The sequence below is a fragment of the Pseudomonas capeferrum genome, from assembly GCF_013523055.1.
Classification (GTDB): domain Bacteria; phylum Pseudomonadota; class Gammaproteobacteria; order Pseudomonadales; family Pseudomonadaceae; genus Aquipseudomonas; species Aquipseudomonas capeferrum_A.
In genome coordinates this window covers 129,341-147,143 of the sequence record NZ_JAAMQM010000009.1, presented here as the reverse complement: position 1 = coordinate 147,143, position 17,803 = coordinate 129,341, and the positions used below count along the sequence as shown (strand labels likewise).

Annotated in this window: 15 protein-coding genes; 7 read left to right on the top strand and 8 right to left on the bottom strand. The window is 62.9% G+C overall.

Annotated elements, in window-relative coordinates:
• Position 1: 1 nt before the first annotated feature.
• Entirely contained in the window at positions 2–862 is an 861-nt protein-coding gene (locus G7009_RS12215; protein WP_181130334.1) for an efflux RND transporter periplasmic adaptor subunit, read from the top strand.
• Positions 863–1,079: 217 nt separating this feature from the next.
• Here the strand turns inward: G7009_RS12215 and G7009_RS12210 are convergent, their stop codons facing one another.
• Entirely contained in the window at positions 1,080–1,526 is a 447-nt protein-coding gene (locus tag G7009_RS12210; RefSeq protein ID WP_181130333.1) for a universal stress protein, read from the bottom strand.
• Positions 1,527–1,847: 321 nt separating this feature from the next.
• On the opposite strand from G7009_RS12210, the gene G7009_RS12205 reads away from it, so the two are divergent.
• From G7009_RS12205 to G7009_RS12185, 5 genes are all read left to right on the top strand, one after another.
• Positions 1,848–2,756, top strand: coding sequence for a LysR family transcriptional regulator (locus G7009_RS12205; protein ID WP_181130332.1), 909 nt, complete (start codon positions 1,848–1,850; stop codon positions 2,754–2,756).
• A 682-nt stretch (positions 2,757–3,438) separates the two neighbouring features.
• Positions 3,439–4,980 (top strand): MFS transporter, encoded by a 1,542-nt coding sequence (locus G7009_RS12200; RefSeq protein ID WP_181130331.1) that lies wholly within the window; start codon positions 3,439–3,441, stop codon positions 4,978–4,980.
• Between the two features lie 29 nt (positions 4,981–5,009).
• Positions 5,010–6,071, top strand: a complete 1,062-nt coding sequence (locus G7009_RS12195; RefSeq protein WP_181130330.1) for an HlyD family secretion protein — start codon at positions 5,010–5,012, stop codon at positions 6,069–6,071.
• On the top strand, positions 6,068–7,519 hold the full coding sequence (locus G7009_RS12190; protein ID WP_181130329.1) for an efflux transporter outer membrane subunit: 1,452 nt from the start codon (positions 6,068–6,070) through the stop codon (positions 7,517–7,519). The genes G7009_RS12195 and G7009_RS12190 overlap by 4 nt, the downstream gene beginning before the upstream one ends.
• Positions 7,520–7,848: 329 nt before the next feature.
• Entirely contained in the window at positions 7,849–8,643 is a 795-nt protein-coding gene (locus G7009_RS12185) for an SDR family NAD(P)-dependent oxidoreductase (protein WP_181130328.1), read from the top strand.
• Here G7009_RS12185 and G7009_RS12180 read toward each other — a convergent pair.
• Entirely contained in the window at positions 8,640–9,464 is an 825-nt protein-coding gene (locus tag G7009_RS12180; protein ID WP_181130327.1) for an SDR family oxidoreductase, read from the bottom strand. The genes G7009_RS12185 and G7009_RS12180 overlap by 4 nt on opposite strands.
• Before the next feature lie 130 nt (positions 9,465–9,594).
• A complete protein-coding gene (locus G7009_RS12175; protein ID WP_181130326.1) occupies positions 9,595–10,935 on the bottom strand; it encodes an aminotransferase-like domain-containing protein in 1,341 nt (446 codons plus the stop codon).
• Positions 10,936–11,090: 155 nt separating this feature from the next.
• Between G7009_RS12175 and G7009_RS12170 the strand changes: the two genes are divergently transcribed.
• The gene (locus tag G7009_RS12170) at positions 11,091–12,266 is read left to right on the top strand and encodes an MFS transporter (protein ID WP_181130325.1); all 1,176 of its coding nucleotides are present in this window, start codon (positions 11,091–11,093) and stop codon (positions 12,264–12,266) included.
• A gap of 17 nt (positions 12,267–12,283) precedes the next feature.
• On the opposite strand, the gene G7009_RS12165 is transcribed toward G7009_RS12170, so the two are convergent.
• The 5 genes from G7009_RS12165 to G7009_RS12145 form a co-directional block, all read right to left on the bottom strand.
• Positions 12,284–12,748: a multidrug transporter gene (locus tag G7009_RS12165; RefSeq protein ID WP_181130324.1), complete on the bottom strand. Its 465-nt coding sequence runs from the start codon at positions 12,746–12,748 to the stop codon at positions 12,284–12,286.
• A gap of 139 nt (positions 12,749–12,887) precedes the next feature.
• On the bottom strand, positions 12,888–14,339 hold the full coding sequence (locus tag G7009_RS12160) for a mannose-1-phosphate guanylyltransferase/mannose-6-phosphate isomerase (protein WP_181130323.1): 1,452 nt from the start codon (positions 14,337–14,339) through the stop codon (positions 12,888–12,890).
• A gap of 35 nt (positions 14,340–14,374) precedes the next feature.
• The gene (locus G7009_RS12155; protein ID WP_181130322.1) at positions 14,375–15,022 is read right to left on the bottom strand and encodes an alginate O-acetyltransferase AlgF; all 648 of its coding nucleotides are present in this window, start codon (positions 15,020–15,022) and stop codon (positions 14,375–14,377) included.
• A 14-nt stretch (positions 15,023–15,036) separates the two neighbouring features.
• Positions 15,037–16,194 carry an alginate O-acetyltransferase gene (locus G7009_RS12150; RefSeq protein ID WP_181130321.1) on the bottom strand — a complete coding sequence of 386 codons (1,158 nt, stop codon included), beginning with the start codon at positions 16,192–16,194 and terminating at the stop codon, positions 15,037–15,039.
• A gap of 10 nt (positions 16,195–16,204) precedes the next feature.
• A complete protein-coding gene (locus tag G7009_RS12145) occupies positions 16,205–17,662 on the bottom strand; it encodes an MBOAT family O-acyltransferase (RefSeq protein ID WP_181130320.1) in 1,458 nt (485 codons plus the stop codon).
• Positions 17,663–17,803 lie beyond the last annotated feature (141 nt).

Below are 17,803 nucleotides of genomic sequence, written 5' to 3'. Positions count from 1 at the left end.
GATGAAAAAGTTCTTCAGCCTGATCGCCACCCTGCTGGTACTGGCCGCTGCCGTGGTGATCGGTCGCCAGTTGTGGTTGCACTACATGACCACGCCATGGACTCGCGATGGCCGTGTGCGCGCCGACATCATCAACGTCGCCGCCGATGTGCCAGGCTATGTGGTGGACGTGCCGGTGCACGACAACCAGCGAGTGAAGAAGGGCGATCTGCTGATCCGGATAGACCCCGAGCATTACCAGGTGGCGGTGCGCCAGGCCCAGGCACTGGTGGCCTCGCGCAAGGCTACCTGGGAGATGCGCAAGGTCAACGCCAAGCGCCGCGCCGACCTGGACAACCTGGTCATCTCCCGCGAAAACCGCGACGACGCCAGCAACATCGCCAGCGCCGCCCTGGCCGACTACCAGCAGGCCCAGGCCGCCCTGGCGGCGGCCGAGCTCGACCTCAAGCGCACCCGCATCCTCGCCACTGTCGACGGCTACGTCACCAACCTCAATGTGCACAAGGGCGACTACGCCCGCACCGGCGAGGCGAAGATGGCCGTGGTCGACGAGCAGTCGTTCTGGGTCTATGGCTTCTTCGAAGAGACCAAGTTGCCCCATGTGAAGATCGGCGACCCGGCCGAGTTGCAGATGATGAGCGGCGAGCGACTCAAGGGGCACGTGGAGAGCATCGCCCGCGGCATCTACGACCGCGACAACCCGCAGAGCCGCGAGCTGATTGCCGATGTGAACCCGACCTTCAACTGGGTGCGGCTGGCGCAGCGGGTGCCGGTGCGAATCCACATCGATGAAGTGCCGGAGGGGGTTCTGCTGGCGGCGGGGACGACTTGTACGGTAGTGGTAAAGCCGATAAAGGGTTGAATGCGTCTACCGCCGCATGACGAGCGCGTCGTACAAGACCTGTCCTCGTGGCCGGCCTGCTTTACGACTCGAATTGGTGTGTCAAAGCGGCAGCAACCCTGTAAGAAAAGATCTTTAAATAGATCGTTTGCTGGACGTCGATGAGGATATTGCTCGGTTGGCCGAGCAAATACGTCCGAGGCTTCTGGCTGACCCTTGAATCGTCCTGGTTCTTGGCTCAAGTCGCCCCCACTAATACGGGCACCTTCACTCGATCGATCACCTTCGCGCTGATGGACGGGTCCAGCAACCGCCCCAGTCGCGACATATGCCGGTGCCCCATGATGATCAGCTCGCAGCCCAGCGCCTGAGCCTTGTCGACAATGGCCTCCACCGGCTGCCCGGCCACCATGCAGCCCTGGCTGGCGAAGCCGGCCTCTCGCAGCCACTGCACGGCCTCGGCCACGGCCTGGTCGGCCACGCGCTGTTCCTCGCAGGCGGCGGGGTATTGCTCGAGCTCTTCGGCGGTATAAGGCGCGGGCTTGTCGTGTACGGCGAAGGTCGAATCGATGGCCAGCAGCACGTGCAGCTCATGTTCACCGGGGCGGCAGTAGCGGCGGGCAAGGGCGAGCAGGGCGGAGGCGGCGGGGGAGGCGTCGATGGCGATCAGGATTGGGCTGGGCATGCGGGATCCTTGATTGAGGCTGGCTGATGTGTCGGCAGCTGGCCCCTTCACGGGACAAGCCCGCTCCCACGGGTTGGATCGTTCTAAGGGTGGACTGCTGTCCAACTTCTTGGAGGCAGTCCAGGTACTGCTCCGTACTCGAATACCTTGGGGGCCTGTGGGAGCGGGCTTGTCCCGCGAAGAGGCCGACACTGCCAAAGCATCATTCTTGGCCGAACCTGGCCAGGAATAAATGCCCCGCCACGCACGAACGCATTGCGTCTGGCGCAATCGTCCGACCTGTTACCATTGCCATTCCCACACCCGCCATGGAAATTGGCCATGCAACTCCCAGACATGAACCTGCTCGTCGCCCTCGACGCCTTGCTCGACGAAGGCAGCGTGGTCGGCGCCGCGCAGCGCATGAACCTGAGCCCGGCGGCCATGAGCCGTACCCTGGGGCGCATCCGCGATGCCTTGGGCGACCCGATCCTGGTGCGCGCGGGCCGTGGCCTGGTGCCGACGCCGCGAGCGCTGGCCCTGCGCGAGCAAGTGGCGACGCTGGTGGAACAGGCCGGCGAGGTGTTCCGTAGCGCCGACGAAGTCGACCTGGCCAAGCTCGAACGGGCCTTCAACATTCGCACCAACGACCTGTTCATCGCCCTGTACGGCGCTCAGCTGCTGCGCCGCATGCACGAGCAGGCACCGCGAACGGTGCTGCGTTTCGTGCCCGAGAGCCCCGGCGGCGATGACGACAGCGTGCTGCGCGACGGGCGTACCGACCTGATCATCAGCTCGACCGCCGACCTGGGGCCGGAGATCAAGGTCCAGAGCCTGTTCCAGACCTTCTACGTAGGGCTGGCGCGGCGCGATCATCCGATCTTCGACCAGCCGATCACAGCGCAGAGTTTTGCCGGTTATCCACAGATCAGTGTGTCCCGGCGTGGTCGGGCCAATGGGCCGATCGATGTCGAGCTGGCGCATTTCAAAGTGCGGCGGCGGGTCGCGTTGATTACCCCGAGTTTTCACTCGGCGCTGTTCTCGTTGCCGGATTCGGACCTGATCCTGCCGATGCCGGCGAACATCCTCAACAGCGTGCACAAGCTGGGGTTGCCGCTGCGTTCGTTCGAGATTCCGGTGCCGCTGGAGCGGGTCAATGTGTTGCAGGCGTGGCATCCACGCTTTCATAACGACCCGGCGCATCGCTGGTTGCGGCAGACCCTGAAGGCCTGTTGCAGTGTTGACCCTTGATACCGCGTCGTCCTTTTTCGCGGATAAATCGCATCGGCGAGCCGCCGCTCCCACAAGAGTTGAGCTGCCCCAAAATGTTGAATATCCGGTGGCATCTCTCAGGCCCTGGCCTGCACCCCGAATAGTGAATATCCGCTGGCACAACTCAAGCTCCAAGGAGCTGGCTTGGCCCGCGATCGAGCCCGAAGGACTCGCCTGGTAATGAAGAATGCTCAACCAGCACGGTAGTCGAGGATGCACTAAATGCAGGCAATCCGTGTACCCACAAACCATCAGGGTCAAAAGAGCCTTAGCGTTACCAGGCGAGCCCCTTGGGCTTGATCGCGGCAAGCCAGCGCCTACCTGGAGCCATGCACGCCAGGAGAATAGGTGTCATACCCAGGCTTCAAAGTGCGCATGGAATCTGGAGAGGGCTTCCCATGCACCATAGAATCTTACATGGGCCTGAGTTGTGCCACCGGATGTTCAACATTAGGAGGCAGTCCAAATACTCCGGTGAGGCTGAGGTGGTAGAGCTCGGTGAGAGCGGCGGTTCGCCGAGGCGATTTACCTGCGAAGAAGGCAGCGGCAATATTACGATTGCGTCAGGCGCAACTTAAAGCTATCGAGAAGTCAGTTTTCGTAAGTATTCAATCTCCATAGACTTGTCCAGGTCGCAATTTATTGCTGGAGATTTTTGTTCATGAGTTCCCTGCCCGTCCCTGCTGTCGTGATTGCCGCCGCGCCCGCGCCGGCCGCGCCTGCGCAGGCGGCGTTCGGCCTGCGAATAGTGGTCGGGCTGTTCGGTGTATTGCTGGCGGTGCTGTGCGCCGGCCTCAACGAGTCGGTGACCAAGATCTCCCTGGCCGATATCCGTGGCGGCATGGGCATCGGCGCCGACGAGGGCGCCTGGCTGCTGGCGGTGTACAGCGCCGCTTCGGTTTCGGCCATGGCGTTCGCGCCCTGGCTGGCCACCACGTTCTCCCTGCGCCGCTTCACCATGAGCGCGGTCGGCCTGTTCGCCGTGCTTGGCCTGCTGCAACCTTTCGCCCCCAACCTGCACAGCCTGATGCTGCTGCGCATCCTCCAAGGCTTCGCCTCGGGCGCCTTGCCGCCGATGCTGATGAGCGTGGCGCTGCGTTTCCTGCCGCCGGGCATCAAGGTCTACGGCCTGGCCTGCTATACCCTGACCGCTACCTTCGGCCCCAACCTCGGCACGCCATTGGCTGGACTGTGGACCGAATACGTCGGCTGGCAATGGGCGTTCTGGCAGATCATTCTGCCCTCGGCTCTGGCCCTGTTCTGCGTTGGCTGGGGGCTGCCGCAGGACCCGCTGCGCCTGGAGCGCTTCAAACAGTTCGACTGGCGTGGCGTGTTGCTGGGCCTGCCGGCCATCAGCTGCATTGTCCTGGGTCTTTCGCTGGGTGATCGCTGGGGCTGGTTCGACTCGCCACTGATCTGCTGGCTGCTGGGCGGTGGACTGCTGTTGCTGGTGCTGTTCATGTACAACGAATGGTCCGAGCCGCTGCCGTTCTTCCAGTTGCGCATGCTGTCGCGGCGCAACCTGAGCTTTGCCTTGGTGACCCTGGCTGGCGTGCTGATCGTGCTGTCTGGGGTAAGCAGTATTCCCTCCGCGTACCTGGCGCAGATCCAGGGCTATCGACCGGCGCAGACCAGCCCGCTGATGATGCTGGTGGCCATGCCGCAGCTGATCGCCCTGCCGCTGACGGCGGCGCTGTGCAATATCCGGGCGGTGGACTGCCGCTGGGTGCTGGCCTTGGGGCTGGCCATGCTTGCGACGTCGTGTGTCGGCAGCAGCCTGCTGACCTCCGAATGGATCCGTGGCGACTTCTACCCATTCTACCTGCTGCAAGTATTTGGCCAGCCGATGGCGGTACTGCCGCTGCTGATGCTCTCCACCAACGGCATGACGCCGCAGGAAGGCCCCTTCGCCTCGTCCTGGTTCAATACCGTCAAGGGCCTGTCCGCGGTGATTGCCGGTGGCCTGCTGGACGCCCTTGGCACGCTGCGCCGGCACTTCCATTCCAACCATCTGGTGGACAACCTGGGCAATGCCCCGCTGATCGACGACAACGCTGCGGGCCTGGCCAAGCGTATCCACGACCAGGCGCTGGTGCTGACGTCGGCCGACCTGTACCTGGTCATGGCCTGCGTCGCCGTGGCGCTGATCTGCCTCATTCCTTTCGTGCCTACCCGGGTCTACCCACCGCGCGCGGTGGCCTGAGTCCTGGCTGAATTCGAGACTGCTGAAAAATGACCAACAACCGCAAGACAATCGTGATCGGCTCGGTGCTCGCCGTGGCCGTGCTGGCCGGCATCGTCGGCCCCTGGCTGTTCGGCAGCGATCACCGACAGAGCACCAACGATGCCTATGTGATCGCTGACTACACCGTGGTCGCGCCCAAGGTCGCTGGTTTCATCAAGGACGTGCTGGTGGAGGACAACCAGCAAGTCCAGGCCGGCCAGCTGTTGGCGACCATCGATGACCGCGATTACCAGGCCGCCTTGGATGCGGCCCAGGCCCAGTTGCTGGTGGCCAAGGCGCAAAGCGCCGATGCCCGCGCCACTCTGGATCGCCAGGGCTCGCTGATCGCCCAGGCCGAGGCGGCGGTAAAGGCGGCCAAGGCCGAAGCGTCCTTCGCCGTCCACGAGGTCAACCGCTACAGCCGCCTGGCCGATCAGGGCGCCGGCACCGTGCAGAACGCCCAGCAGGCGCGCAGCCGAGTCGACCAGGCCAATGCGCGACTGGCCAATGCCCAGGCGTCGCTGGTGGCGACGCGCAAGCAGGTAGACATCCTCAACGCCCAGGTCGCCAGTGCCGACGGCCAGCTCAAACGTGTCGAAGCGGGCCTGGAAAAGGCCCAGTTGGACCTGTCCTACACTCGCATCACCGCGCCGGTCGACGGCATGGTCGGCGAGCGCGCGCTGCGCGTGGGTGCCTTCGTCAATCCGGGCGCACGCCTGCTGTCGGTGGTGCCGCTGCAGCACGCCTATGTGGTCGGCAACTTCCAGGAAACCCAACTGACCCATGTGCAGCCAGGCCAGCCGGTCAGCATCAGCGTCGATACCTTCGCCGGTGAGACTCTGCATGGCCACGTCGAGAGCATCGCGCCGGCCACCGGCGTGACCTTCGCCGCGGTCAAGCCGGACAATGCCACGGGCAACTTCACCAAGGTGGTGCAGCGCATTCCCGTGAAGATCGTCTTCGATGATGGCCAGGCATTGCTCGCGCGACTGCGCGTGGGCATGTCGGTAGAAGCGACCATCGACACTCACGGCGACAAGCTTGCCGGCAAGGAGGTGAGTGCCCGATGAAAGCTGCATTACGCTTGAGCCCGTTGCTACTGGCCGTACTGATGACCGGCTGCACCCTCGGGCCAGACTTCCAGCGCCCCGACAGCCAGGCGCCGCAGCAATGGGCGCCGTTGCAGAGCGAGGCCGCCGCCAGTCAGCCGCGGGCCGAACCGCTGGAGCTGCGTTGGTGGGACTCCTTCCACGATGCTCGGCTGAGCGCGTTGATCCAGCGTGTCGCCGAGCGCAACCTCGACCTGCAGATGGCCAGCGCGCGCCTGCTGCAAAGCCGTGCCCTGCGCGGGACGGTAGCTGCCGACGAAACGCCGTCGGTGGATGCGAATGCCGGCTACAGCCGCGCCCGCAACAGCGCCGAAGGCCTGAGCGATCCGTCTGGTAACGAGGGCAAATCGGCATTCAACCTCTGGCAGGGCGACCTGGTCGCCGGCTGGGAGCTTGACCTCTGGGGACGGGTGCGCCGCCAGGTGGAAGCTGCCGATGCCAGCGTGGAAGTGGCCGAAAACGACCGTCGCGGCGTGCTGCTGGCACTGCTGTCGGAAACCGCCGGCAACTACATCCAGTTGCGCGCGGTGCAGCACACCCTCGATATCACCCAAGACAACCTCGAGGTGGCGCGGCACAGCCTGAAGCTGTCCGAAAACCGTCAGGCCGAAGGTGTCGCAACCAGACTCGACGTGGCCCAGGCCAGTGCCCAGGTCGCTTCGATCGAAGCCCGCCTGCCGAGCCTCGAGGCCAAGCGCGATGACCTGATCAATGCCCTGAGCCTGCTTGCGGCCGAGCCGCCGCGCAGCCTGCAGACGCAGTTGCTGGAAGGCGCAGAACTGCCCGCGCCACAACAGACATTCGCCATCGGCCTGCCGTCCGAGCTGGCGGAGCGCCGGCCGGATATCCGCCAGGCCGAGGCGCGGTTGCATGCGGCAACCGCCAGCATCGGCGTGGCCAAGGCGGATTTTTACCCCAGCATTCGGCTATCGGGCAGCATGGGCTTCCAGGCCATGCAACTGTCCGACTTCGGTGGCTGGGACTCGCGCCGCTTCGCCTTCGGTCCGCAATTGTCGTTGCCGATCTTCGAAGGGGGCCGGCTCAAGGGCATGTTGCAATTGCGGGAAGCGCAGCAGCAGGAAGCGGCGCTCAACTATCGCAAGGTGGTGCTCGGTGCCTGGCACGAGATCGACAATGTGCTACGCCTGTACAACGCAAGTCAATTGCGTCGCGACCGGCTCGCCGAGGCCGTGCGACAGAACCGCATTGCCTTGCAGACCGCTCAGCAGCAGTACGTCGAAGGCGCGGTCGATTTCCTCAATGTGCTGACGGTGCAGGGGGCCTTGCTGGCCAGCGAAGAACAGTGGATCGACAGTTCGGCGGCGGTATCCCAAGCACTGGTCGGTCTCTACAAGGCGTTGGGCGGCGGCTGGCAGGCGTTCGACGAGCAGTTGCCGAACAAAGCCTGAAGCAGGGTGGGGCTTGAGGCGAGTCAAGAAGGTGAGATTTGCTGCGTTGCCGCTGGCCTCATCGCGGGACGCCACTGACGCGCGGCGCATCCAGGTGGCGAGCGGGCTTGTCCCGCGATGAGGCCAGCAGCAACACAGCAAAGCCCATCGCCTGAACGATAAGCTTCAAGCCATGAACATCGAAGGCCTTTCCTTGGCTGACCGAGACCAGGTTTCTCGTGAAAGGCCAGCCGCAACACAGCAAACCTCAGCCAGGAAAACAGATGGTTCCTGGATCTGAATCCATTGTGACTGCTCCAGGCATTCACAGATAACCCCAGGAGGCAAACATGCACATTTCCCTGAACGGCAAACGCGCCATCGTCAGCGGCTCCACCGCGGGCATCGGCCTGGCCATCGCCACGGGCCTGGCCGAGGCCGGCGCCGAAGTGGTCGTCAACGGGCGCACCCAGGCACGTGTCGACGAGGCCCTCAAGTTCATCCGCGAGCGCTTGCCCCAGGCTCGCATCATCGGCATCGCCGCCGACCTGAGCGGCAAGGATGGCGCGCAAAAGCTGTTCGACCAGGTGCCGCACACCGACATCCTGGTCAACAGCCTCGGCATCTTCGAGCCCAAGCCATTCTTCGACATCGACGACGAGGACTGGCAACGTTTCTTCGACGTCAACGTGCTCAGTGCGGTGCGTCTGTCGCGCCACTACGCCCAGGGCATGGCCGAGCGCAAATGGGGGCGGGTGATCTTCCTGTCCAGCGAGTCGGCGCTGCAGATCCCGACCGAGATGGTTCATTACGGCATGACCAAGACCGCGCTCTTGGCGGTGTCGCGTGGTTTGGCCGAGACCTTGGCGGGCACCGGGGTGACGGTGAACGCGGTGTTGCCGGGACCTACCCGCTCCGAAGGCGTGGGTGATTTCTTTGCCAAGCTGGCTCGAGAACAGAGTGCCTCCACCGATGAGCTGGAGGCCAGCTTCCTTGCCGAGCACCGTCCGACCTCGCTGCTCAAGCGCCTGGCGACGGTGGAGGAAGTGGCGAACATGGTGGTGTACCTGGCGTCCGTGCAGGCCAGTGCCACCACCGGCGCGGCATTGCGCGTCGACGGTGGCGTGCTGCGGTCGATCGCCTAGAGTGGTCGCATGAGGCCGAAACGCTTGCGCAGGATCTTGTCCAGCAAGCGTTGCGGCAGAACCCGCGCCAGCAGCGGCAGCGCGGTACTGCCATTGCCCAGCCGTACGAGTGCCGGGATCGGCTGCTTGCCGGCCGCCGCCAGGACGCCCTGGGCGAACACCGCTGCAGGTGTCGGACGATCCTGCGATGCGCGAGCCCGAGCCTGGATCTGATGGCGTAGCGGCCACCACGGCGAACTGGCGTTCACCAATTGTTCGGCCTGATGCTGGGCATTGTTGGCGAACTGCGAGTCGATCGCGCCCGGCTGCACTTCCATGACCCTGACCTCGAACGGTGCCAATTCCAGGCGCAGGGCATCGCTCAACGCGTGCACCGCGGCCTTGGAAGCGCAATAGGCGCCCGCGAAAGGCGTGACCAGCACCCCGGAGACACTGCCGATATTGACCACAAGCCCACGCGAACGACGCAGCAATGGGAAAAACGCACGAGTGACGCCGACCAGCGCGAAGACATTGGTCTCGAATTGCCGGCGCATGGCCTCGACGCCGCCATCCAGCAGCGGCCCCATGGCGCCGTAGCCCGCGTTGTTGATCAGGATGTCCAGGGCGCCATGGCGGTCTTCTAGCTCCGCGGCCAGGCGCTGCAAGCCTTGTTCGTCATTGACGTCCAGCTGCCGTGCGGCGAATCCGGATGCGCCCAATCGCTCGACGTCCTCTTCCTTGCGCGCGGTCGCCCACACTTCGTGGCCGGCATCGCGAAACGCATCGGCCAGCGCGCGGCCAATGCCGCTGGAACAGCCAGTGATCAGGACGGTAGGCATGACGGGACCTTCGCAAGTGGGGGTGGATGATCATAGCGTTTTCACAGTACCGCTTCGACAAACCGAGGGTTACCAGGGGCGGTAAGGCCTGAACCGCTTCGCACATCCAGACCGTGACGGGGATCCGCCGCTATCGAACCGAAAAGTGCTCCTCGAGTGCGTCGGAAAAGTGCGTGCAGTTGATACGCGCGAACCGCTGATAATCGCGCGTCACCGAAAACGCCGAACCCGGCATCAACAGAATCTTGTGCCGCTCGAGCTTGTTCACGAAGTGCCCCAGATCGGGGAGGTCGGGATGGTAGGCCCAGATGAACATGCCGCCCTGCGGGACGATATCGAATTTCCAGCCTCTGCCCTGCAAGGACCGTTGGGTCTGGACCTGCTGCCTGATCAGCCGCTGCTGAAGATTCTTCATGTGCCGGGCATAGGTGCCATCGGCCAGAATCGTATTGACGAACCGCTCGCAAAACGCCGGAACCGCGACGCAGGTCAGCAGCTTCAGGCGTGTCAGCGGTTCCATGAGTTCTGGCGAACAGGCGATGTAGCCCACGCGCAGCGACGCGGAGAGACATTTGGAAAAACTGCCGATGTAGATCACTCGCTGCAAATTATCCAATTCGGCGAACGTCTGGCGGACAGTGGGGCTGAAGTCGCCATAGACGTCATCTTCGACCACATGAAACCCGTGCTCCACTGCCAGGCGCAAGACCTTGAAGGCAGTGTGCGGGCTGATATTGCTGCCGGTCGGATTATGGAAGGTGCTGTTGCAGAAAAAGGCTTTGACGGAGTGCTTGGCCAGGTAACTTTCCATCTCGGCAGTATCCGGCCCGTCCTGGGTCCGCCGCACGCCGACGACCTGACCGCCAGCCAACTCGATCAGCCTGATCAAGTTCCCATTGCCTGGTTCGTCTACGAATACATGATCCCCAGGCTTGATCAATAACCGAGCGACCAGGTCCAAGGCCTGTGTCGCTCCCAAGGTGGTAAGCACCTGGCTCGGCCGAATGTCGATACGGGTCAAGCGCTTGAGGTGCATGCACAACTGTTTGCGCATGGGTAGATAGCCCGAAATGTCACCGTACTCGGCCAACGAACTCTGCTCCAGCCGCGCTGTGCGCCGAATGGCCTTGGCCAGCAATTCGGTGTCGCGCCACGCTGGCGGCAGCCAGCCGCATCCCAGCTTGGTGTAATGCGGCCCGCCTTGCAGAAGCTTGAACAGCGGATCCGCACTCATGCCCTCGGGTTCGCGCGGGCTTGCCTGCGTTACCCCGCCGATCACGAAAAAACCACGTCCGGCGGAGGCTGACAGCATGCCTTCACTCACGCAGCGAGCGTAGGCCGATACCACGGTGTGGTAGCTGACGCCTGCGATCGAGGCCAGCTTTCTGATCGACGGCATTCGCTGCCCGGCCGACCACTCTCCTGCCTCAAGGCGCTGTTTCAGCACTTCGTGAAAGGCATCGGAACTCATAAGGGAATCCAGCGAACTGATAGAAAAAACAGGCTAACAGTTAGCCAGAAGGACTGTCGACTGTGTGCCTGCGGCGGTCGGGCAAATGCGAGTATGCGTCTCCCAGCGTTTCCCGACGCGGAAATCGATTTGTCTCTCTACCCTGAGCACTCCCTATGACGAGCACACTTCCACGACGTACGTACCTGTACTTCACCGCGCAGTCTATCAACCTGACTACCGCTGTGATGTCGGTGACCATGGCAGCTGTCGTCGGCTCGGCACTGGCCCCCGCGGCACGGTTATCGACGGTGCCCTATGGCTTCCAGTTTCTTTTCCTGATGCTGGCGACGTATCCGGCCTCCAGGTTGATGAGCAGAATCGGCCGGAAAAAAGCGTTCATGCTGGGCAACCTCCCGCTGGTGATATCGGGTCTGAGCGGCTTCTGGGCAGTCGAACACGGGCATTTCTCGATGCTCGTGGTCAGCCATGCAGCGCTTGGAGTGTATATCGCGTTCGCGAACTTCAACCGATTCGCCGCGACCGACAACCTGGACCGGACGCTGAAGCCCAAGGCCATATCACGGGTGGTGGCCGGCGGCGTCATTGCCGCCGTGGTCGGGCCTGCCCTTACCGAGTTGCTGCGAGACGTGGGCGGTTATGCCCTGTTTTCGCTCTGTTATGCCTCGTTCATCGGCCTGGCGGCCCTGTCGTTACTCATAGCCGTTTGCCTGCCCGACGATCTCGTCTTGTCTACGGCGCATGGAGAGCGAGAAGCATCCGCGCAAGGGCACCAGCCTTCCATGACCTCGTCGATCATGATTGCCATGTCAGTCGCGGCGCTGGGGTATGGGGTGATGAACCTGCTGATGATCCAGGCTTCGATGCACATGAAACATATGCATGAAGATTTCTCGGATATCCGTCTCGCGATTCAGTGGCATGTGATCGCCATGTTCGCACCTTCCTTTTTTACTGGCGCGATCATCCAGAAACTTGGGATAAAAACCACCATTTGCGCAGGCCTGATCATGTTGATTGGCTGCGCCGCTACCAACATGGAAGCGAACAGTCATGCGGTAATGACCTTTTCGCTGGTCGTCCTCGGGCTAGGCTGGAATCTGACCTATGTCGGAGGCGGGGCGCTCCTGGCTCAAGCCATGCAAAATACCCCTGGAGCCATCCGGATGCAGGGCAAGAACGACCTGGCCATCGCGGTCTTCGCAACCCTTGGCGCTTTTACCCCTTCACTGCTGCTCGGCACCCTGGGTTGGGCAGGGACCAATGCCATTTGCATGACACTGTGCATCATATTGTTGGCAGCGACTGCTGGTCTGCTGAAAAGGGTATAGGACGAACAGGTCAACCTTCAATCCGTGAAACTCCCCTGCACATGTTCCGCCCGAAACTCCAGCGTCTGCGGCCGATAACCCGGGCGCAGTGGCGGCAATGGCAGGCAATCGCTCCATTCGACCTGCGGTTGCAACTCGCCAGGACCTCGGTAGCGCGGGGTGCTGTACATGTTCTCGGCAAGGTTGACCGTGTCCCCGGGGGCATAGGCCGCCACGCGCCAGCGCAGGGTCCGAAGCGGGACGTCGTTGCTGTTCTTCATCCGTACCCGCAGGGCGCGGTCCGGTGGACATTGCTGGGGTGCATAGTCCAGGCGCAGGTCCAGCCGGGCAAGTTGGGTCGCCTCGCGATGGTCCTGCCAGACCACCCATAAGGCAATCAGGCCCAGACCGAGCGCGGCAGCCAGGGAAATGGACAACGCCTTGGCCGGATAGCGCAGGAGCAATACCAGCCAGGTCAGGATCAGCAGGGCACCGATAAGCATGTGCAGACCTCTTTTTCAGGGTCCGCCCATCTTGTAGCCACACGCCCCGAGCGGCAAGTACCTGTCCCTGAGCGCGCTGTCGCCATCGCTGCCGACGACACCGCGCTGCTCGTTGCGACCGCTCGAGACCTACGCTGCGCTACTGCGCGATAGTCTTGACCGAAATCCCGCGCTCGATAGGCGTCGAGCGTCCATAGACGTCCTCGAAGCGCTCGATGTCATCTTCGCCAAGGTAGCTGCCGGACTGCACTTCGATGATCTCCAGTGGGATCTTGCCAGGGTTGCGCAGGCGGTGGACCGAGGCGATGGGGATGTAGGTGGACTGGTTTTCGGTCAGCAGGAACACTTTCTCGTCGCAGGTCACTTCGGCGGTACCGGATACCACGATCCAGTGCTCGGCGCGGTGATGGTGCATCTGCAGCGACAGGCTGGCGCCCGGCTTGACGGTGATGTGCTTGACCTGGAAGCGGCCGCCCATGTCCACCGAATCATAGGAGCCCCATGGACGGTACACTTCGCAATGGTTCTGGGTCTCGCTACGCCCTTGCCGGTCGAGCGTGTTGACCATCTGCTTGACGCCCTGGACCTTGTCCTTGTGGGCGATCATCATGGCATCCTTGGTCTCGACCACCACGATGTTCTCGAGGCCGATCACCGACACCAGCTTGCCGTTGCCATGAATCATGCAGTTGCGGCTGTCCTGCACCACCACGTCGCCCTTGGTGACATTGCCGTCGTCATCCTTCTCGTGCACATCCCACAACGACGACCAGCAACCCACGTCGCTCCAGCCCGCCGACAGCGGCACCACGCAGGCGCGCTCGGTCTTTTCCATCACGGCGTAGTCGATGGAGTTGTCCGGGCAGCAGGCGAAGGTGGCCTCGTCGATGCTCAAGGTATCGTCGTCGTCCTGGCTGCGCTCCAGAGTCAGCACACAGGTGTCGTAGATGTCCGGGTCGTGCTTCTTCAACTCCTCGAGGAAGCGGCTGGCACGGAACAGGAACATACCGCTGTTCCAGAAGTAACCGCCGGCACGCACGAACTCGTTGGCCCGCTTCTCGTCAGGCTTCTCGACGAACTGGGCGACGCGCGCGATGCCCTCGGGCAACAGGGCATCCTGGCTGGAGCGAATATAGCCGTAGCCGGTTTCGGGTTTGGTCGCCGGCACGCCGAACAGCACCATCTCGCCTCGTTCGGCGGCCACGGTGGCCAGGGCCAGGGCGCGTTGCAGGGCTTTCTGGTCATCGATCACATGGTCGGCCGGCAGGACCAGCATCAGTTCGTCACGCCCGTCGTTGATCAGCTTCATCGCGGTCATGGCCACCGCCGGCGCGGTGTTGCGACCAAAGGGCTCCATGAGGATGGCCTGGGTCTCCAGGTCCAACCCGGTCAATTGCTCCTGGACGATGAACTTGTGGTCCTTGTTGCACACCACGATCGGCGCATCCATGCCTTCGAAGACCAGTCGCTCGAGGGTTTGCTGGAACAGGGTATGTTCCCCGGTGAGCGCCAGAAACTGCTTGGGGAACTGCTTGCGCGACAAAGGCCAGAGACGGGAACCGCTACCACCAGAAAGAATTACCGGAATCATGTCGTTTCTCCAAAAAGGTCGATAGGTGTCGGGAATCAGTTGGTCGCTACAGGACGGGTAACCCAGACCGGCGACAGTGCGTTACCGGAGCCGGTGACATACAGCACGGCCGCTTCACCGCGCTCGAGGGCGACAGGCTTCACGTCGCTGACTTTCTTGCCGTCCTGATAGAGCGCCAGGTTGACCTTGACCGGATTGATCTCGCGTTCGCCACGGCCGCTGGCGGCGACCGGCTTGACCACTTCGGTCTTGCCGTCGGCGGTCTTCAGCGTGAGTGGCTGGCTGCTGAGGTTCTGCATCCGAACCAAGGCTTTCTGCTTGTTCTTGAACGGTGGCTCTTCGATCAACTGCGGCTTTCCGCTGCCGGTGTTGACCAGGGTGTAGTAGTGGTCGGCAGCCAGCTTGACCGGCACGGTCTGGCTGCCGAGCCGGGCGCTATAGTCACCTTGGGGCATGAAGCTGAAGTCGCTGCTGCCCTGGGCACTCACCTGATCGATGGCGGTGTTGCCGACAGTGGCGCTGACGGGGGCGCTGGTCGCGTTGTAGACGCGCACGAAGGACGAACCCTTCGGCGCGCTAGGGCCATAGAGCGCCGCATCGGCACCCGCCATGGCTTGGAGCGAGAGCAGGCTCAGGCCGGCGGCGAGGGTGAAAGCCTTGGTGATGGAGGGCTTGGTGGTCATGTTCGTTTTCCTCTTCAGTGGTCCGTCCGATTGGACGACAGGGCCAGGTTTGCTTCGGTATTGCGGGTGTTTTTCAGCTGTGCGATCCAGTTCGGGTCGAAGGCGCCGAGGTCGTTCTTCATGGGCAGGTAGCGTTCCGGGAATTCCCACACCACGACCTGCGGAGCGCCGTTCTTGAAGGCATCGCTCTGCAGATACTTGAGCATCGGCAACAACGGTCCATGGCCGTCTTCGGCGTGATTGACCACGTCGCTGCGCAAGGCCTGCTGCAGCGCGCCCAGGAAATTCCAGTGCGGGTTGGCGCTGTAGCTGGTGCCGACCAACGCCACCGGCACTTGGTCATCGGCGAACAACGCGTCTTCGCCGACGTCCTCGGCGACGGCGGGGTGAGTGCTGCGCTGCTGCAAGCGATCGGGCGCTGGCAACAGGTCGCTGAACAGCGGTTCGAGCGGTAGGAAGTTGGTCAGGTCGCCTTTGTAGGGAGCAGTCTTGCCGGTTTGCGTGACAAAGACCTGCGGCTCGCCACTGAGCAGGGCTTGACGTCCGACCGCTTCGGCCAGGGTTTGGGCAGCGACCTCGGCGCCCATCGGCGTCCAGTGGGTGTCGGTGCGCAGGAATACCTGGCCACGGTCCTTGGCCTGTTGCAGGGGCGCCAGCAGGTCAGGGGCGAACACACCTGCCTGGCGCGCCTGGGCATGGAAGCGGTTGTACAGGTCGTCGTGCAGACTGGCAGGCGCTTGCTCGCCGACATATTCGGCATACACCCGCGCCTTGGCCGGGACGATTGCCAGGACCAGCTCGCTGCCGTGGCGGCGCAGGGTGTCGCGTACACCGCGCACCAGGGCCAGGTTCTCTTGCATCAGCGCGTCGGCCTCAGCGCTCGGCTTGAATTCTTCGTCGCTGAACAGCCATTGATGACGGCCGAGCACCACGCCCGGGCGGCCTTCATTGAACAGCTTGAAATCCAGCGCCGCCCACAGGTTGGTACCAATGCGCTTGATCGGGAAGTGCTCGTCGTAATGGGTCTCTGCCGCCTTGGCCAGGCGACCGTTGAGCACGGTCATCTGCGCGGTGCGTTGGAAACCGTCCAGCCCGCCCAGGGACCACAGGCCCAGCGCCAGGAGCAGGGCCAGGAACAGCAGTGAGTAGAAGATACGCAAGGTCCGGGTCATGGCATCTGCCTCAGAACTGGAAATAGAGGAACGGCGAATAACTCTGCGCCGACAGCTTGAGGATCGAGGCAACGAACAGCAGCAGGACCAGCGCGCGCACCATGACGCGCGTCCAGTCCAGGCTCAGTGAGCCATCCGCGTTCACGGCGACCGGGGTGGCCTTGGGCGGCGGAGTGGCATTGCGGTAGAAGTCGCGCAGGCCGAAAAACGCCAGGGTGGCGTAGGCCAGGACCAGCGTCGCGACCTGCAGCCCAGTCAGGTTGGCGCGGTTGAGTTCCGACAGTTGCCACTCGCCGAAGCTGAACATCGCGCCGTACATGCGCCCGGCCACGGCGAGGTTTTCGGCGCGGAAGAGCACCCATCCCGTCACCACCAGGAGGAAGGTGAAGGCCCACTTGATCGGGTTGAAGCGCTGCGGATTGCTGTCGATGCCCAGCGCGCGCTCGATCGCCAGCCACAGGCCGTGCCAGGCGCCCCAGAGAATGTAGGTGAAGTTGGCACCGTGCCAGAGCCCGCCGAGCAACATGGTCAGGAACAGGTTGCGGTAGGTGTTGAAGGTGCCTTTGCGGTTACCGCCCAGGGTGATGTAGAGGTAGTCGCGCAGCCAGGTCGACAGGCTGATGTGCCAGCGCCGCCAGAACTCGGTGATCGACTGGCTGATGTAGGGCTGCTTGAAGTTTTCCATGAAGCGGAACCCCATCATCAGGCCCAGGCCGATGGCCATGTCGCTGTAGCCGGAGAAGTCGAAGTACAGCTGCGCGGTGTAGGCCAGGGCGCCGAGCCAGGCATCGCCCGTGGTCGGGTTCTGCAAGGCGAAGCAATGGTCGGCGACGACCGCCAGGGTGTCGGCGATGAACACTTTCTTGATGAAGCCCTGCATGAAGCGGGTGCAGCCTTCGGAGAACTTGTCCAGGGTATGGGTGCGGTTGTTGAACTGGTCGACCAGGTCCTTGAAGCGCAACACGGGGCCTGCGATCAGGTGCGGGAAGATCGCCACGAAAGCCGCGAAATCGATCAGGTTGCGTGTGGCCGGGGTATCGCCGCGGTATACGTCGATGATGTAGCTGATCGACTCGAAGATGTAGAACGAGATACCGATGGGCAGCAGCACATGGGTGAGGATGAAGGGTTCGAGACCGAACGAATTCATGATCGCGTTGAGGCTGTCGACGCCGAAGTTGGCGTACTTGAAGTAGCCGAGGATAGCCAGGTCGATACCTACGCCCAGCAACAGCCAGCGCTGCGCGGGCTTGGTACGCACGCCCGCGGCACCCACTTTCAGGCCGATCCAGTAGTTCCACAGGGTGACCCCGGCGAACAAGGCGAGGAAGTCCACCCGCCACCAGGCATAGAAGACATAGCTGGCGATCAGCAGCAGCAGGTTGCGGTAGCGCTGCCCGCTCAGGTAGTACAGGCCGAGAAACACCGGCAGGAACAGGAACAGGAACACGTTGGACGAAAAGACCATCCCGGTTCTCCTAATTTGTTCACAGCATTCAGGGCAAAACGCCCCCCAAACCCCCCAATACAAAACCGGAGAGCACTTCGTATTCCTGTGGGAGCGGGCTTGCCCGCGAACAAGGGCGAAGCCCTTGCCAGACACCGCAGT

What these genes read in the sequence shown, in the direction of transcription:
- G7009_RS12215 (WP_181130334.1), top strand. Translation starts at nt 2, where the DNA reads ATGAAAAAGTTCTTCAGCCTGATCGCCACCCTGCTGGTACTGGCCGCT.
- G7009_RS12210 (WP_181130333.1), bottom strand. Translation starts at nt 1,526, where the DNA reads ATGCCCAGCCCAATCCTGATCGCCATCGACGCCTCCCCCGCCGCCTCC.
- G7009_RS12205 (WP_181130332.1), top strand. Translation starts at nt 1,848, where the DNA reads ATGCAACTCCCAGACATGAACCTGCTCGTCGCCCTCGACGCCTTGCTC.
- G7009_RS12200 (WP_181130331.1), top strand. Translation starts at nt 3,439, where the DNA reads ATGAGTTCCCTGCCCGTCCCTGCTGTCGTGATTGCCGCCGCGCCCGCG.
- G7009_RS12195 (WP_181130330.1), top strand. Translation starts at nt 5,010, where the DNA reads ATGACCAACAACCGCAAGACAATCGTGATCGGCTCGGTGCTCGCCGTG.
- G7009_RS12190 (WP_181130329.1), top strand. Translation starts at nt 6,068, where the DNA reads ATGAAAGCTGCATTACGCTTGAGCCCGTTGCTACTGGCCGTACTGATG.
- G7009_RS12185 (WP_181130328.1), top strand. Translation starts at nt 7,849, where the DNA reads ATGCACATTTCCCTGAACGGCAAACGCGCCATCGTCAGCGGCTCCACC.
- G7009_RS12180 (WP_181130327.1), bottom strand. Translation starts at nt 9,464, where the DNA reads ATGCCTACCGTCCTGATCACTGGCTGTTCCAGCGGCATTGGCCGCGCG.
- G7009_RS12175 (WP_181130326.1), bottom strand. Translation starts at nt 10,935, where the DNA reads ATGAGTTCCGATGCCTTTCACGAAGTGCTGAAACAGCGCCTTGAGGCA.
- G7009_RS12170 (WP_181130325.1), top strand. Translation starts at nt 11,091, where the DNA reads ATGACGAGCACACTTCCACGACGTACGTACCTGTACTTCACCGCGCAG.
- G7009_RS12165 (WP_181130324.1), bottom strand. Translation starts at nt 12,748, where the DNA reads ATGCTTATCGGTGCCCTGCTGATCCTGACCTGGCTGGTATTGCTCCTG.
- G7009_RS12160 (WP_181130323.1), bottom strand. Translation starts at nt 14,339, where the DNA reads ATGATTCCGGTAATTCTTTCTGGTGGTAGCGGTTCCCGTCTCTGGCCT.
- G7009_RS12155 (WP_181130322.1), bottom strand. Translation starts at nt 15,022, where the DNA reads ATGACCACCAAGCCCTCCATCACCAAGGCTTTCACCCTCGCCGCCGGC.
- G7009_RS12150 (WP_181130321.1), bottom strand. Translation starts at nt 16,194, where the DNA reads ATGACCCGGACCTTGCGTATCTTCTACTCACTGCTGTTCCTGGCCCTG.
- G7009_RS12145 (WP_181130320.1), bottom strand. Translation starts at nt 17,662, where the DNA reads ATGGTCTTTTCGTCCAACGTGTTCCTGTTCCTGTTCCTGCCGGTGTTT.